The 13,999-nt window shown below is 69.6% G+C and carries 8 protein-coding genes; 6 read left to right on the plus strand and 2 right to left on the minus strand.

The genetic code is table 11. The annotated features are described in order from the left end of the window. Positions 1-448: 448 nt before the first annotated feature. Positions 449-3,136 carry a hypothetical protein gene (locus tag KEG57_RS54275; RefSeq protein WP_272428937.1) on the minus strand — a complete coding sequence of 896 codons (2,688 nt, stop codon included), beginning with the start codon at positions 3,134-3,136 and terminating at the stop codon, positions 449-451. Between the two features lie 284 nt (positions 3,137-3,420). Between KEG57_RS54275 and KEG57_RS54280 the strand changes: the two genes are divergently transcribed. Then, positions 3,421-4,494, plus strand: coding sequence for a class I SAM-dependent methyltransferase (locus tag KEG57_RS54280; RefSeq protein WP_276074957.1), 1,074 nt, complete (start codon positions 3,421-3,423; stop codon positions 4,492-4,494). A 78-nt stretch (positions 4,495-4,572) separates the two neighbouring features. Continuing rightward, a complete protein-coding gene (gene aqpZ / locus KEG57_RS54285) occupies positions 4,573-5,322 on the plus strand; it encodes an aquaporin Z (RefSeq protein WP_272428933.1) in 750 nt (249 codons plus the stop codon). A gap of 23 nt (positions 5,323-5,345) precedes the next feature. Here aqpZ and KEG57_RS54290 read toward each other — a convergent pair whose 3' ends face one another. Beyond that, positions 5,346-10,106 (minus strand): MopE-related protein, encoded by a 4,761-nt coding sequence (locus tag KEG57_RS54290; RefSeq protein ID WP_272460071.1) that lies wholly within the window; start codon positions 10,104-10,106, stop codon positions 5,346-5,348. A gap of 183 nt (positions 10,107-10,289) precedes the next feature. Here KEG57_RS54290 and KEG57_RS54295 point away from each other — a divergent pair, with 183 nt between their 5' ends. The 4 genes from KEG57_RS54295 to KEG57_RS54310 are packed head-to-tail and all read left to right on the plus strand — an operon-like array spanning position 10,290 to position 13,807. Then, positions 10,290-10,892: an OmpH/Skp family outer membrane protein gene (locus KEG57_RS54295; protein WP_272428930.1), complete on the plus strand. Its 603-nt coding sequence runs from the start codon at positions 10,290-10,292 to the stop codon at positions 10,890-10,892. A gap of 10 nt (positions 10,893-10,902) precedes the next feature. Next, a complete protein-coding gene (locus KEG57_RS54300; protein WP_272428928.1) occupies positions 10,903-11,916 on the plus strand; it encodes a UDP-3-O-(3-hydroxymyristoyl)glucosamine N-acyltransferase in 1,014 nt (337 codons plus the stop codon). After that, positions 11,913-12,383 carry a 3-hydroxyacyl-ACP dehydratase FabZ gene (fabZ, locus tag KEG57_RS55405; protein ID WP_308215676.1) on the plus strand — a complete coding sequence of 157 codons (471 nt, stop codon included), beginning with the start codon at positions 11,913-11,915 and terminating at the stop codon, positions 12,381-12,383. Before KEG57_RS54300 ends, fabZ begins: the two co-directional genes overlap by 4 nt. Then, positions 12,380-13,807, plus strand: a complete 1,428-nt coding sequence (locus tag KEG57_RS54310) for a DNA methyltransferase family protein (protein WP_272460072.1) — start codon at positions 12,380-12,382, stop codon at positions 13,805-13,807. Before fabZ ends, KEG57_RS54310 begins: the two co-directional genes overlap by 4 nt. Positions 13,808-13,999 lie beyond the last annotated feature (192 nt).

A 13,999-nucleotide genomic window follows, 5' to 3' on the forward strand; every position in this document is an offset into this window, starting at 1 on the left:
ACGACTGGCACCCGCAGCAGAGATGCTACGGGTGCTCAGGGAGAATGGGCTCGCGAGATGAGACCAATGCTCAGAACCAGGGCAAGCCCTGGACCATTTGGGGAAGAACTGCGCGATGCGCAGTTCTTCCCACAGTCGGTGGCAAGACCGCGAGGAGCGTTGCACGCTGGCGACGGGCGCGTGGCCCGTTGAACCGTCAGCGCGGCTGTCTTGATTGGCAGGATCGTCGTTGGTCTTGACCTGGCCTGTTCGATGAACTGCGCATCGCGCAGTTCATCGACCCCGAGTCCAGCGCTTGCGCTGGTCCGGGTCCAGGGGCGGACAGCCCCGGTGGGGTCTGGGGCAAAGCCCCAGCGCAGCGCCTCCCAATGCTCAGCCAAAAAACCGCGGGGAGCGCGCCGGCTTTCGCCGACCGCTCCCCGCGTGCATTTCACCGCTTCACGCCGACTTAACGACGCTTCCTGCGGATCACGAGGGCGCCGAGGGCCGCGAGCGCGACGAGCGCCGCGTTGCCGCTCTCGCTGCCGCGACCGGCCGCGCAAATCAGGCCGTGGCCCGTGAGGAGGATGCCGTCGTCCGACGGCTCCTCGCTGGGCACGTCGTCGGCCTTGTTGTTCGGATCCTTCTCGCCCTCGTCGACGACGCCGTCCTTGTCCGTGTCCTCGTCGCCGTCGCTTGCGCCGCCGCCATCGGTGTCCGCCTTCAGCGGATCCGTGGTCGTCGCGCCCATGTCGCCATCGGGCGTGCAATGGCCGGCATTGGCATTCGTCCCCGCCGCCCCGCAATCCTTGCCGAGCTCGGTGCCGTCCTTGAGGCCATCGTCATCGCTGTCCGGGTCGAGGGCATTGACGAGCCCGTCGCCGTCGGTATCCACGCCGGGGCTCGGCTCCTCGCCGTCGGGCACGCCGTCGTCGTCGCTGTCGCCGTCCTTCGGGTCGGTCCCGATCACCGTCTCTTCGTCGTCGGTCAGCCCGTCGTCGTCGTCGTCGGGATCGCCGTCGTCGTCGCCGCCGTGACCCTTCGTCGGATCGGTCTCGCCGGGGTCGACCACGCCGTCCTTGTCCGTATCCTCGTCACCGTCGGCGAGCCCGCCGCCGTCGGTATCGGGATTCAGGGGCGCGGTCGTCGTCGCGCCGCTGTCGCCGTCGGCCACGCAGTTGCCGGCTGCCGGGTCGGTCCCGTCGCCCGAGCAACCTTTGCCCATTTCCGTGCCGTCTTTCAGCCCGTCGCCGTCGCTGTCCGGATCGAGCACGTTCTTGATGCCGTCGCCGTCGGTATCGTCCGCCGGGTTCGGCTCCTCGCCGTCGGGCACGCCGTCGTCGTCGCTGTCGGCGTCGTTTGGATCGCTGCCGAGGCTCCCCTCCACGTCGTCGCTCAGCCCGTCGCCGTCGGCGTCCGGGTTCATCGAATCGTCGTCGCCGTGGCCCGCCGTCGGGTCCGTCTCGCCCATATCGATCGCGCCGTCGAGGTCCTTGTCCTCCGAGCCGTCGCTCACGCCGCCGTCGTCCGTATCGGCGTCGATCGGCGACGTCGTCGTCGCGCCCATGTCGCCGTCGGGCACGCAATTGCCCGCGGCTGGGTCCGTCGCCGGGTTCGAGCAATCCTTGCCGAGCTCCGTGCCGTCGGCGAGCCCGTCGTTGTCGCTGTCCGGATCGAGCGGATTGATGAGCCCGTCGCCGTCCGAATCGATCGTCGGGTTCGGCTCCTCGCCGTCGGGCACGCCGTCGTCGTCGCTGTCGGCGTCGTTCGGGTTGGTCCCGATTCCCGTCTCGAAATCGTCGCTCAGCCCGTCGCCGTCGGCATCCGTGTTCGTCGAATCGTCCGCGCCGTTGCCGTCCGTCGGATTCGTCTCGTTCGCGTCGACGACGCCGTCGCGGTCCTTGTCTTCCGCGCCGTCGGACACGCCGCCCGCGTCCGTGTCGGGGTCGAGCGGGTTTGTCTTCGTCGTGCCCATGTCGCCGTCGGGGATGCAATGGCCTGCCGCGGGATCGATCGCGGGCGCATTGCAACCATTTCCGACCTCGGTCCCGTCGAAGAGGCCGTCGTCGTCGCTGTCCGGATCGAGCGCGTTGATGAGCCCGTCGCCGTCCGTGTCCACGTTGGCGCTCGGCTCCTCTCCGTCGGGGATGCCGTCGTCATCGGTGTCGGCGTCGTTTGGATCGGTGCCGAGCGTGCCCTCTGCGAAATCGGGGATGCCGTCGCCGTCGGTGTCGGGGCAGCCGTTGTCGATTGCGCCGTCGCAATCGTTGTCGAGGCCGTCGCAGACCTCGGTCCCCGGCTCGTTCTGGAACGCGTTACAGACCGCCTGCCCCTCCGCGTTGCACACGAGCACGCCCGTCACGAGGCACTCGCCCACGCCCGCGGAGCAAGCTTCGCCGGCGCCCATGCAGTCCTGCGGAATGCAGCCCTCGGCGCCGCAGCTCACCGGATCGCTGAGCAGATCGGGCAGGCTCGCCGGGCCGGTGTAGTCCTGCGAGAGGAACGTGCCGTTCGCGGCCGTGCCGCAGGCGACACGCAGCGGCTGATCGAGGCTGATACCTGCGGCGATGAGCGCGTTCCGCTCGACGGCCCAGTCGATGAAGAAGTCCGGCGTCGGCGTGGCGAGCGGGAAATTCGAGCCCGCCGGGGCCTCGCGCGCGTACCCGAAGTCCGGCGAGGCCGAGTCGAGCGGGTCGGAGTACGCTTTGAGCAACGTTTCCGGCGCATCGCCGGGATCGTTCGGCGTCTGCTGCGTCGTATTGGCCCACAGCCGCACCTCGTCCGGGTTCGAGGTGCCGTTGACGAGCGTGCTGTACTCGTAATTGGTCAGATCGCCATCCGTATCGATCACGCAACCCCAGCCGAACGGCGCGAAGCTCGTCGCGTTCTGCAGGACGGTCTCGTCGATCCGCATCCGGAAGTAATAATGGGTCGCGTCGCTGTACACGTAGGCGAGCGGGAATTGCTCATTGCCGACGATGTCACGCGGCCCCGCGGTATCGCCTTCGGGATCGCTGAGTGGCGTCGTCATACCCGTCGCCGGATCCGTGCGCGTCAGCGCGACCCACGATGCGTCGTCGGCCGGGAATGTCTGCGCGCGCGCCGTGACGGGCACGGCGAGCCCCAGAAAGCCCACGACGAGAGCGACGCCGCTCACGATCGTTTTGTGCCCCAATATACTTCGTCGTTTCATGTTCTCCCTCGGACCGGGGTTCATGGCTATCGTCAGGGACACATATCACACAAAACGTGCTGGACGAGATCATGAATGTGTTGGCATCTTGCGCTGCACTACCCGCTTACCAGCCTCGAAATGAGGACAAGACCCCGCAATTGAGGGCGAGAGTCCTCACCCACGACGCCACGACGCGCGCATCAGCGTAAAGTTATCGTGGGACTTTTTCTCCGTCCCGGGCATGATGCGACCCCCCCGCGGAGGTGATGGTGCTACACAAACGCTTCGGAACCGACAAGACTGGCCTGGAAACACGCTTTGACGCCCAACGGATCGCTTTCGCGCCGATCGTGTTCCAGGCCACGCGCCTTCTGCGATCGACAGGTCTGCTCGAGGCCGTCGAGGACCGCGGCGTCGAGGGGATGACGGCCGCCGAGGCGGCCGCGAAGACGGGGCTTTCCATCTACGCCGCGACGGTCCTGCTCGAATGCGGGCTTTCTGCGGATCTCGTGGCCTACGACAACGGTCGATTCGTCATCACCACGCTCGGCGCCTTCATCCGCCGCGACGAGATGACGGCCGTGAACATGGAGTTCGTTCACGAGGTCTGTTACCTCGGCATGCACAAGCTGGAAGACGCGCTCCGGCTCGGCGAGCCCGCGGGGCTCAAGGTCTTCGGCGAATGGAAGACGGTCTACGAGGCGCTCGCGCACTTGCCCGAGGACGCGAAGAGCGCGTGGCTGCGCTTCGACCATTTCTATTCGGACGCCGCGTTCCCCGCGGCGAGCCGGATCGTGCTCGAACGCGAGCCGCGGAACCTGCTCGACATCGGCTGCAATACCGGCAAATGGGCCTCGCTTTGCCTCTCCCGATCGCCCGAGCTCCGCGTCTCCCTGGTCGATCTCCCCGGCCAGCTCGAAATGGCGATGCAGAACCTGCGCGAAAAAGGCGTCGACGGCCGCGCCGTGCCCTGCCCCGTCAACGTGCTCGATCCACACGCCGAGCTGCCCTCGGGTTTCGATGCGGTCTGGATGAGCCAGTTCCTCGTGTGTTTCTCCGAGGATGAGGTGAGGACGATCCTGCGCCGCGCCGGCCGCGCGCTGCGCCCCGGGGGGCGGCTCTGGATCCTCGATACGTTCTGGGATCGGCAGCGCTTCGACGCGGCGGCCTATTGCCTGATCAACACGTCGCCGTATTTCACGACGATCGCGAACGGCAACAGCCGCATGTACCGCGCCGAGGACATCCTCGCGCTCGCCCGCGAGGAAGGGCTCGTGCTCCAGACGACGCACGAGCGGCTGGGGATCTACCACTCGCTTCTGGAGCTCGCGCCCGGCTGATCGCGGAGAAGCAGGGCGGCGCCTGGACGCGAGCGCGTCCCACCCCACGTTCACCTGTGGGGAAAGGGGGGACGTCTCATGTCCATCGGACGAAAGGCCATCGCAGAGGCCGTCGGTACGTGCTGGCTCGTGCTCGGCGGCGTCGGCAGCGCCGTCATCGCGGGAGACAGGATCGGAAACCACGGCGTCGCGTTCGCGTTCGGCCTCACGGTGCTCACCATGGCCTACACGTTCGGCCACATCTCGGGCGCGCACCTCAATCCGGCCGTGACCGTCGGCCTCGCGGCGGCCGGGCGCTTTCCACGCGCGGAGGTGCTGCCATACGTCATGGCCCAGCTCGTCGGCGGCATCATCGGCGCAGGCCTCTTGCTGATCATCGCGCGAGGCATGCCCGGCGGTTACGACCCCGCCGTGGGCGGCCTCGGCGCGAACGGCTATGGCGCGCACTCGCCGGGCGGCTACTCCGCGGCGTCCGCGTTTTTCGTCGAGGTCGTGATGACCTTCTTCTTCGTCGTGGTGATCCTCGGGGCCACGTCGAAACGCGCGATGAACACGTTCGGCGGGCTCGCGATCGGCTTCTGCCTGACGCTGGTTCACCTCGTCGCCATCCCGATCACCAACACCTCGGTCAACCCGGCGCGCTCCACGGGACCAGCACTCTTCGTGGGTGGCTGGGCGCTCGTGCAGCTCTGGATGTTCTGGGTCGCGCCGCTGCTCGGCGCCGCGCTCGCGGGTCTCACGGCGCGCGCGCTCGAGCCGGATCAGGTGCTGCGCAAGGCACGCCCCGGTCCGCCAGGGCCGGCGGAGGAGGTGCCCACGCGGGCGTAGAGGGTGTGAGGGAGGTGGTTTGATTACGCGCGCCGCTTGCGGCGCAGGACGAGCGCGCCGAGCGCCACGATCGCGAGGGCCACGCCGCCCGGCGCGCCTTCCGTTTGCCCCGTGGCGCAGGCGCAACCGCCGCCCGCCAGGCGAACCGCTTCCTCCGGGGACACGCAGAGCCCCGGTGCGGTGTTCGTCGAGGTGCACTCCTCGCCCGTCGGGCAGCCATTGCCACCTTCGCCGCGGCAGCCCTCCGTGCACGACCCTTCCACGCAGATCTGACCGCTGTTCGGGCCGCCGCAATCCTCGTCCGTCTCGCAGAGCCCCGGGCGGTCGTCGGCTGGATCGAGCGGGTTCGTCTCGCCCGCGTCCACCACGCCGTCCTTGTCCTTGTCCTCGAGGCCGTCGCGCACGCCGCCGTCGTCCGTGTCGGCGTCGAGCGGATCGGTCTTCGTCCCGCCCTTGTCGCCGTCGGGGATGCAATTGCCGGCCATCGGGTTCGTCCCCGGTCCCGAGCAATCGAAGCCGAGCTCGGTCCCGTCGAAGAGCCCGTCGTCGTCGCTGTCCGGATCGAGCCCATTGATGAGCCCGTCGCCGTCCGTGTCGACCCCGACGTCCAGCTCCGCGCCGTCCGACGCGCCGTCGTCGTCGCTGTCGGCGTCGAACGGATCCGTGCCGATCTGCGCCTCCTCGGCGTCCGTCAGCCCGTCGCCATCGCTGTCGAGCTTCGTCGCGTCGTCGCTCCCGTCGTTCGGATCGATCTCGCCCGGATCGATCACGCCATTGCCGTTCGTGTCTTCGTCGCCGTCGGACACGCCGCCGTCGTCCGTGTCCGGATCGAGCGGCGAGGTCGTCGTCGCGCCCATGTCCGCGTCCGCGACGCACGTGCCCGCGGCCGGATCCGTGGCCGGCGAGCTGCAATCCTTGCCCATCTCGGTGCCGTCGAAGAGCCCGTCGTCGTCGCTGTCCGGATCGAGCGCGTTGATCGTGCCGTCGCCGTCCGTGTCGTCGGTCGGGTTCGGCTCCTGCCCGTCGATCACGCCGTCGTCGTCGGTGTCGGGATCGTTCGGATCGGTGCCGATCGTCTCCTCGACCTGGTCGCTCAGCCCGTCGCCGTCCGTATCCGTCACGGCCACGTCGTCGGCGCCGTTCCCGGCCGTCGGGTTCGTCTCGCCCGGGTCGATCTTGCCGTCGAGGTTCCAGTCCTCCGACCCGTCGCTCACCGTCCCGTCGTCGGTATCCCAATCGAGCGGATCGGTCGTCGTGAGCCCGCCGTCCGCGTCGCCCACGCAATGGCCCGCCGTGATGTCCGTCGCCGGATCCGTGCAATCGAGGCCGAGCTCGGTGCCGTCGAAGAGCCCGTCGTTGTCGCTGTCCGGATCGAGCGCGTTGATGAGCCCGTCGCCGTCCGTGTCCACGCCGAAGCTCGGTTCGTCGCCGTCGCGCACGCCGTCGTCGTCCGTGTCGGCGTCGTTCGGATCGGTCCCGATCACCTCCTCGTCGTCGTCGAAGATCCCGTCGCCGTCCGTATCCGGCGGATCGTCGGCGCCGTGGCCCGTGGTCGGGTCCGTCTCGCCTGGGTCGATGACGCCGTCCTTGTCCTTGTCCTCGGCCCCGTCGCTCGCGCCGCCGTCGTCCGTGTCCCAGTCGAGCGGATCGGTCTTCGTCGCGCCGTTATCGCCGTCGGGGATGCACTGGCCCGCGGACGGGTCCGTGTCCGGATTCGTGCAGCCCTTGCCCATCTCGAGCCCGTCCGGCAGCCCGTCGTTGTCGCTGTCGGGGTCGAGCGCGTTGATGAACCCGTCGCCGTCCGTGTCCTCGCCGAGGTTCGGCTCCTCCGCGTCGGAGACGCCGTCGTCGTCCGAGTCCCAATCGAAGGGATCGGTGCCGAGCATCGTCTCCAGCTTGTCGAGCAGCCCGTCGCCGTCGCTGTCGAGCGGATCGTCTTCGCCGTTGCCCTTCGTCGGGTTCGTCTCGCCCGGATCGAGCGCGCCGTCCTTGTCCTTGTCCTCGGCGCCGTCGGACACGCCGCCGTCGTCCGAGTCCGGATCGACCATCGACGTGTGCGTCGCGCCCATGTCGGCGTCGGCCCGGCAGGCGTTCGCCGCGGGGTTCGTCGATGGATGCGAGCAATCGTTACCGACCTCGGTCCCGTCGAAGAGCCCGTCGCCGTCGCTGTCCGAATCGCGGACGTTGATCTTGCCGTCGCCGTCGGTGTCGTCGGACGGGTTCGACTCTTCGCCGTCGAGCACGCCGTCGTCGTCGCTGTCGGCGTCGTTCGGGTTCGAACCGAGGAAGGCCTCGAGCTGGTTCGTCAGCCCGTCGCCGTCGTTGTCCAGGTTCGAGAGCTGCTGATCGTCGGGCGCGTTGCCCTCGGTCGGATCCGTCTCGTTGATGTCGACCCGGCCGTTCAGGTTGCGATCCTCGGCCCCGTCCCTCACGCCGCCGCCGTCGGTGTCCCGATCGACCGGCGAGGTCTGGAGGTTGCCGCCGTCCATGTCGGGCCGGCAGTTCTGCGCGGCCGGGTCCGTCGCGGGGTGCGTGCAGTTCTTGCCGGTCTCCGTGCCGTCGAAGAGCGCGTCGTCGTCGCTGTCCGGATCGAGCGTATTCACGAGCCCGTCGCCGTCGGTGTCGTCGGCGGGGTTCGCCTCGTCGCCGTCGAGCAGGCCGTCGTCGTCGCTGTCGGCGTCGTTCGGATCCGTGCCGATCGTCTCCTCCAGCCCGTCGCTCAGCCCGTCGCCGTCCGCGTCCTTCGTCTGGGCGTCGTCCGCGCCGCTCCCTGCCGTGGGATTGGTCTCGCCTGCGTCGACCACGCCGTCGAGATCCGCGTCCTCCGACCCATCGATGACGCCGCCGCCGTCCGAATCCGGATCGAGCGGGTTCGTCGTCGTGAGGCCCGCGTCCCCGTCGGGCCTGCAATGGCCGGCGGCCGCGTCCGTGCCCGGTCCGCTGCAATCCTTGCCGGTCTCCGTGCCGTCGTAGAGCCCGTCGTCGTCGCTGTCGGGGTCGAGCCCGTTGACGAGCCCGTCGCCGTCCGTATCGAGCGCGACGTCTGTCTCGTTGCCGTCGGCCACGCCGTCGTCGTCGCTGTCGGCGTCCGCGGGGTCGGTCCCGATCTGCTCCTCGATCGCGTCGATCAGCCCGTCGCCGTCCGTGTCCGGGCAGCCGTTGTCGAGCGCGCCGTCGCAATCCTCGTCGACCGCATTGCCGCAAACCTCGGTGCCCGGCGTCCCCGCGACGGCGTTGCACGCCGTCCCGCCCTGCGGGGTACACACGACCGAGCCCAGGACCGCGCACGCGCCGACGCCCTCGACGCATGCCGCGCCGAGCCCGAGATCCTCGTCCTCGAGGCCATCACAATCGTCGTCCGTGAAGTTGCACGTCTCGGGGAGCTCGCCCGGAAGAACCGCCGGCACGCACGCCACGTTGCCCGACGAACAGGCCGTGATCCCCACGCTACAGGCGCCATCGAGGCCGGTCACGCAGGCCTGCCCACCACCCGGATCGCCGTCGTCGACGAAGCCATTGCAATCGTCGTCGAGCGTGTTGCACGTCTCGGTTTGCGGCGTGCCCGGCGTCGCGCTGCAGGTCGCGCCGCCTTGCCCGTCGCAGATGATCACGCCTGAAGCCGCGCAGACGCCGAGCCCCACGGTGCAGCTCGCGCCGAGGGCAAACCCTTCGTCCGTCTGGCCGTCGCAATCGTCGTCGAGCGTGTTACACGTCTCGGCGTTCGATCCGGGCGCCACGTTCGGCGTGCACTGGACCACGCCGGTGAGGCAGTTCTCCGTGCCCGCGCTGCACACGCCGGCGAGGCCCGTCACGCAAGCGCTGCCGCCCTCCGGGTTTCCATCGTCGACCACGCCGTCGCAGTTGTCGTCGACCGCGTTGCACGTCTCCTGCGAGGGTTCGCCTGGGAACGCGTCGCACACGGCCTGGCCCGCCTCGTTGCAGGAGAGCGAGCCCGACACCGCGCACGCGCCGATCCCGGCGGAGCAGAGCTGCCCGTATCCGGCGCAGGTCTGCGGAATGCAGCCCGATCCGCCGCAGAGATACGGATCACTCAGGACGAGCGCGAGGCTCGGGGTGCTCGTGAAATCGGTCGACAGCGTCGAGGTGCTGACGCCGGTGCCGCACGCGAAACGGAGCGGCGTCCCGTCGCCGACCCCCGCGGCCTGGAGGAGGAATTTTTCGACCGCCCAGTCGACGAAGAAGTCGGCGTCCGGCGCGCCGATCGGGAACACCGAGCCCGCCGCGACCTGCCGCGCATACCCGAAGCCCGGCTGCCCGGTCTGCAGCGGGCCGAGGTAGGCCTTCACCATCACCTCGGGCGTGTCGGCCGGGGAGCCCGACACCTGCTGGGTCGAGTTCACCCAGAAGCGCACGGCGTCCGGCGCCGAGATGCCGTCGACGAGCGCGCTGAACTCGAAATCCGAGGCGTCGGCGTCCGCGTCGATCACGCACCCGAAGCTCGAGCCGTTGTCGAAGTTCGTCGCCCCGGCGAGGGCCGTCGCGTTGACGCGCAGGCGGAAGTAGAAGTGCGTCCCGTCCGCGTGCACGTACGCCACGGGGTTCGCCGTGTTGCCCACGATGTCGCGCGCGCCCGTCGCGTCGCCGGAGACGTCACCGATCGGCAGGTGCGTGCCCGAGCCGGCGTCGAAGCGCGTGAGCGGCGCCCACGTCGCGACGGCGGGGAAGGTTTGCGCGGTCGCGGCCGCGGAGAGCGTGGTCGCAGCGAGCCCGAACAGCAGCGCGATGCTGCGCCCTCGGCGTCTGCGAGAGTCGAACAATCCCATGAGGTCCTCGTATGGTTCTCCGACATAACCGCGGTGACAAACACGACGCAAGGGCGATGCCGCGCACCCTTCCCGCTTTTCTCCGTCGCGCCACGCAGAGGCTCGGCTCCGCTTCCCACCTTCACGACGTGCGGCGTGCTTGACCGCATCTCCGTGCGCAGGTAAGCGAGCTTCATCGTCTTCATGCTACCGCGTCGCCTTCCCCGCCTCCACGCGGCACTCGCCGCCTCCGTGCTCTCCGCGCTCGTCTCGCTCGCCCCGGCCGAGGCCTCGGCCGACAGCAAGATCGCGGTCGTCGACGTCCAGCAGGCCGTCATGCAGACCGAGGACGGCATCCGCGCGCAGGGCACGTTGAAGAAGCTCTTCGACAAGCGCCAGAAGGAGCTCGACGCGAAACAAGAGGAGCTCCAGCGCGCGCGCGAGGACATCGAGCGCCAGGCCCGCGTGCTCTCGCGCGAGGCCCTCGCGCGCCGCATGGAGGACTGGCAGCGCCGCATGGTCGAGCTCCAGACGAGCTTCGTCGACTACAACAAGGAGCTCCAGAAGAAGCAGGGCGACCTGACGGGCCCGATCCTTCGCAAGATGATGGGCATCATCACCCGCCTCGCGAAGAAGAGCGGCTACGAGCTCATCCTCGACCGCTCCGCGACGCCCTACGCGCGGCCGGATCTCGACCTCACCGAGCAGGTCGTGCAGATGTACAACTCCGGCGGCGACGGCGGCGGCGACGCCCCGGCCGAGGGCGGCGGCGACAAGCCGTCGGGAGGCGGCGACGAAAAGAAGTAGCGGCGGCGCCGTGCTCCCCGCGCCCGTGCCCCTCCGCGAGCTCGCGGCGAAGCACGGCGGCATGCTCGATCCGGGTCTCGAGGACGCCGTCGTGTCCCGCGTCGCGCCGGTGGGCGATGCCGAGACCTCCGAAGCCGGGGCGACGCTCGCGCCGCTGCTCTCGCGCCGCTACCTCGAAGCCGCGCGCGCGAGCGCGGCCTTTTTGCTCGTCGACGGTCCGCTCGCCTCGCTCGTTCCCGCGGGCAAACGCTGGATCCACCCGCGCGCCGCGTACGCGCTCGCCTGCGTGCTCGAACAGGTGCCCCAGCCCGAGCCCGTGGATGCGCGCGCGCTCGCGCAGATCGATCCCTTCGCGATCGTCGATCCAACCGCGATCATCGGCGCCTTCGCCGTCGTGTATGCCGGCGCCGAGATCGGCCCGCACTGCCGCATCGAGCCGCACGTCGTCGTGTACGGCGGCGTCTCGCTCGGCGCGCGCGTCACGGTCGGCGCCTCGTCGGTCCTCGGACGCCCCGGGTTTGGCTGGGCCACATCTCCTGCGGGCAGCGTCGTGCGGATGCCGCAGCTCGGCGGCGTCGTCATCGAGGACGACGTCGAGATCGGCCCGCTCTGCACCGTCGATGCCGGCACGCTCGCGCCGACCGTGATCGGCCGCGGCGCCAAGCTCGACGCGCACGTGCACGTCGGCCACAACGCCTCGATCGGCGCGGGCGCGCTCGTCGCGGCGCAATCGGGTTTCGCGGGCTCGTCGCGCATCGGCGCGGGCGTGCTCGTGGGCGGACAGGTCGGCGTCGCGGATCATTGCGAGGTCGGCGCGGGGGCGCGGCTCGCGGCGAAGGCGGGCGTCATCGGCGACGTGCCCGCGGGCGCGGTCTTCGGCGGGTATCCCGCGGTCGAAAAGGCGCGGTGGCTGCGCGCGACGGCGCGTCATCTGGGGTTCGGGGCGAAGGGCGCCGAAGGCGACCCGAAGCCCCGAGCGTCGACCGAAGATCCGGCGCGCAAACGAAAGGGACGGTCAGGGTGACCGAAGGGGCGAACGTAAAACTCCCGATCGAGGTGCGCGAGATCCTCACGATCTTGCCGCACCGGTATCCGATGGTGATGGTCGATCGCGTGACGGAGCTCGTCCCGGGCGAGCGCATCGCGGGGCACAAGTGCGTCGCGTACAACGAGCCCTGGTTCCAGGGCCATTTCCCCGCGCACCCGATCATGCCCGGCGTCCTGATCGTCGAATCGATGGTGCAGCTCGGCGGCCTGCTCGCGCACGCGTCCGACCCTGCGCGGACCGAGCAGCCCAAGGTCGTGCTTTTCCTGGGCATCGACAAGGCGCGCTTCCGCCGGCCCGTCGTACCGGGCGACCGGCTCGATCTCTCGGCCACGGCGCTCCAGCGGCGGGGCCCGGTGTGGAAGCTCCGGGGCGAGGCGCGCGTCGACGGCAACCTCTGCGCCGAGGCGGAGATGCTCGCGCAGGTCGCGGACGCCTCGCGGTGACGGCGCTTTCGCGGCCCTCGCGCGTCGAGCGTGGGGACTGGCAAACGCCCCTCGATCTCGCGCGGCACGTCACCCGCCTCGCCGCGCGTCTCGGCGCGCGCCCGGCCTCGATCCTCGAGCCCACGTGCGGACGTGGGGCCTTCCTCACGGCCGCCGCCGAGGTTTTTCCGGACACCCTCGCCCGCGGATTCGACATCGACCCCGAGCACGTGGAGACGGCGCGCTGCGCGCTCGCGGGCCGCCCGGTCGAGATTGCGCTCGGCGATTGCTTCGAGGTCGCGTGGGAGGACGTGCTCGCGGCGATGCCGGATCCGGTCCTCGTGCTCGGCAATCCGCCCTGGGTCACGAGCGCGGACCTCGGCGCGCTCGGCTCGCGGAACTTGCCGAAGAAATCGAACTTCAAGCGATTCAGGGGCCTCGACGCCCAGACGGGCAAGAGCAATTTCGACGTCTCGGAGTGGATCCTCCTGCGCCTGCTCACGGCGCTCCGGGGCCGTGATTTCCGCATGGTCGTGCTCTGCAAGAGCAGCGTGGCGCGGCGGGTGATGGAGCACGTGACCCGCGAGAGCATCTCGCTCTCGGGTGCGACTTATCGGATCGACGCGCGCGGCGCCTTCGACGTGGCGACGGCGGCCGTGGTGATGACGCTCGCGGCGGATCCGCCCGGCGCTTCGCCTGCGCGCGGCTGGGCGGTCTTCGATTCGCTCGACGCCGAAACGCCCCGGCGGACGATGGGCGTGCACGGCGGCCGGCTCTACAGCGACATCGATCGATTCGAGCGGACGAAGGACCTCGAAGGCCAATGCACGCCGGCGTGGCGCTCGGGGCTCAAGCACGACTGTGCGCCGGTGATGGAGCTCGAGGCGCGGGACGGCGCGCTCGTGAATGGCCTCGGCGAGCGGGTCGACATCGAGGATTCGGTGGTCTTCCCGCTGCTCAAGGGCTCGGACGTGGCGAATGGCCGGCGCCCGGGCAGGCGCTTCGTGCTCGTGACGCAACGCTCCCTCGGCGAGGAGACGCGGACGTTGCAGGCCGATGCGCCGCGGGCGTGGGCCTACCTCGTCCGGCACGAGGGCAAGCTCGACGTCCGGAAGAGCTCCATATACCGGGACAAACCTCCCTTCTCCGTCTTCGGCATCGGCCCGTACACGTTCGCGCCCTACAAAGTGGCGATTTGCGGGCTGTACAAGAAATTTTCTTTCTCGCTGGTGGAGCCGTACGAGGGGCGCCCGGTGGTGCTCGACGACACGTGTTATTTCCTCCCGTTCGAGGCCCGTGAGGAGGCCGAGGCGGCGCTCCGGGCCTTGCAGAGCGAGGAAGCGCGGGCCTTTTTCGAGGCGCGCGTCTTCTGGGAGGACAAACGGCCGATCGGAAAAGTCCTCTTGCAGTCGATATCGCTGAAGGCGCTCGAGCGCCCCCTCTGACGACCCGCGCCAACGAGCCAGCGGCGACCCTCGCGCAGTTCTTCCACCCTCGGTCCAGGCCGTGCCCTGAGATACCGGGACCCCCACGCAAGAAAAATCGTCAGTCCGTAACCGACGCAGCGGCGAGCTGCGGCGTGAAGGGTCGACGGTTTTTCGCGACGCTGTAGACCGCACCGAGCAGCTTGCGCATGG

Source organism: Polyangium jinanense, from assembly GCF_028435365.1.

Bases quoted from the DNA above. Each gene is read 5' to 3' on its own strand.
- KEG57_RS54280 (WP_276074957.1), top strand. From the start codon at position 3,421: ATGGTGCTACACAAACGCTTCGGAACCGACAAGACTGGCCTGGAAACA.
- aqpZ (WP_272428933.1), top strand. From the start codon at position 4,573: ATGTCCATCGGACGAAAGGCCATCGCAGAGGCCGTCGGTACGTGCTGG.
- KEG57_RS54290 (WP_272460071.1), bottom strand. From the start codon at position 10,106: ATGGGATTGTTCGACTCTCGCAGACGCCGAGGGCGCAGCATCGCGCTG.
- KEG57_RS54295 (WP_272428930.1), top strand. From the start codon at position 10,290: ATGCTACCGCGTCGCCTTCCCCGCCTCCACGCGGCACTCGCCGCCTCC.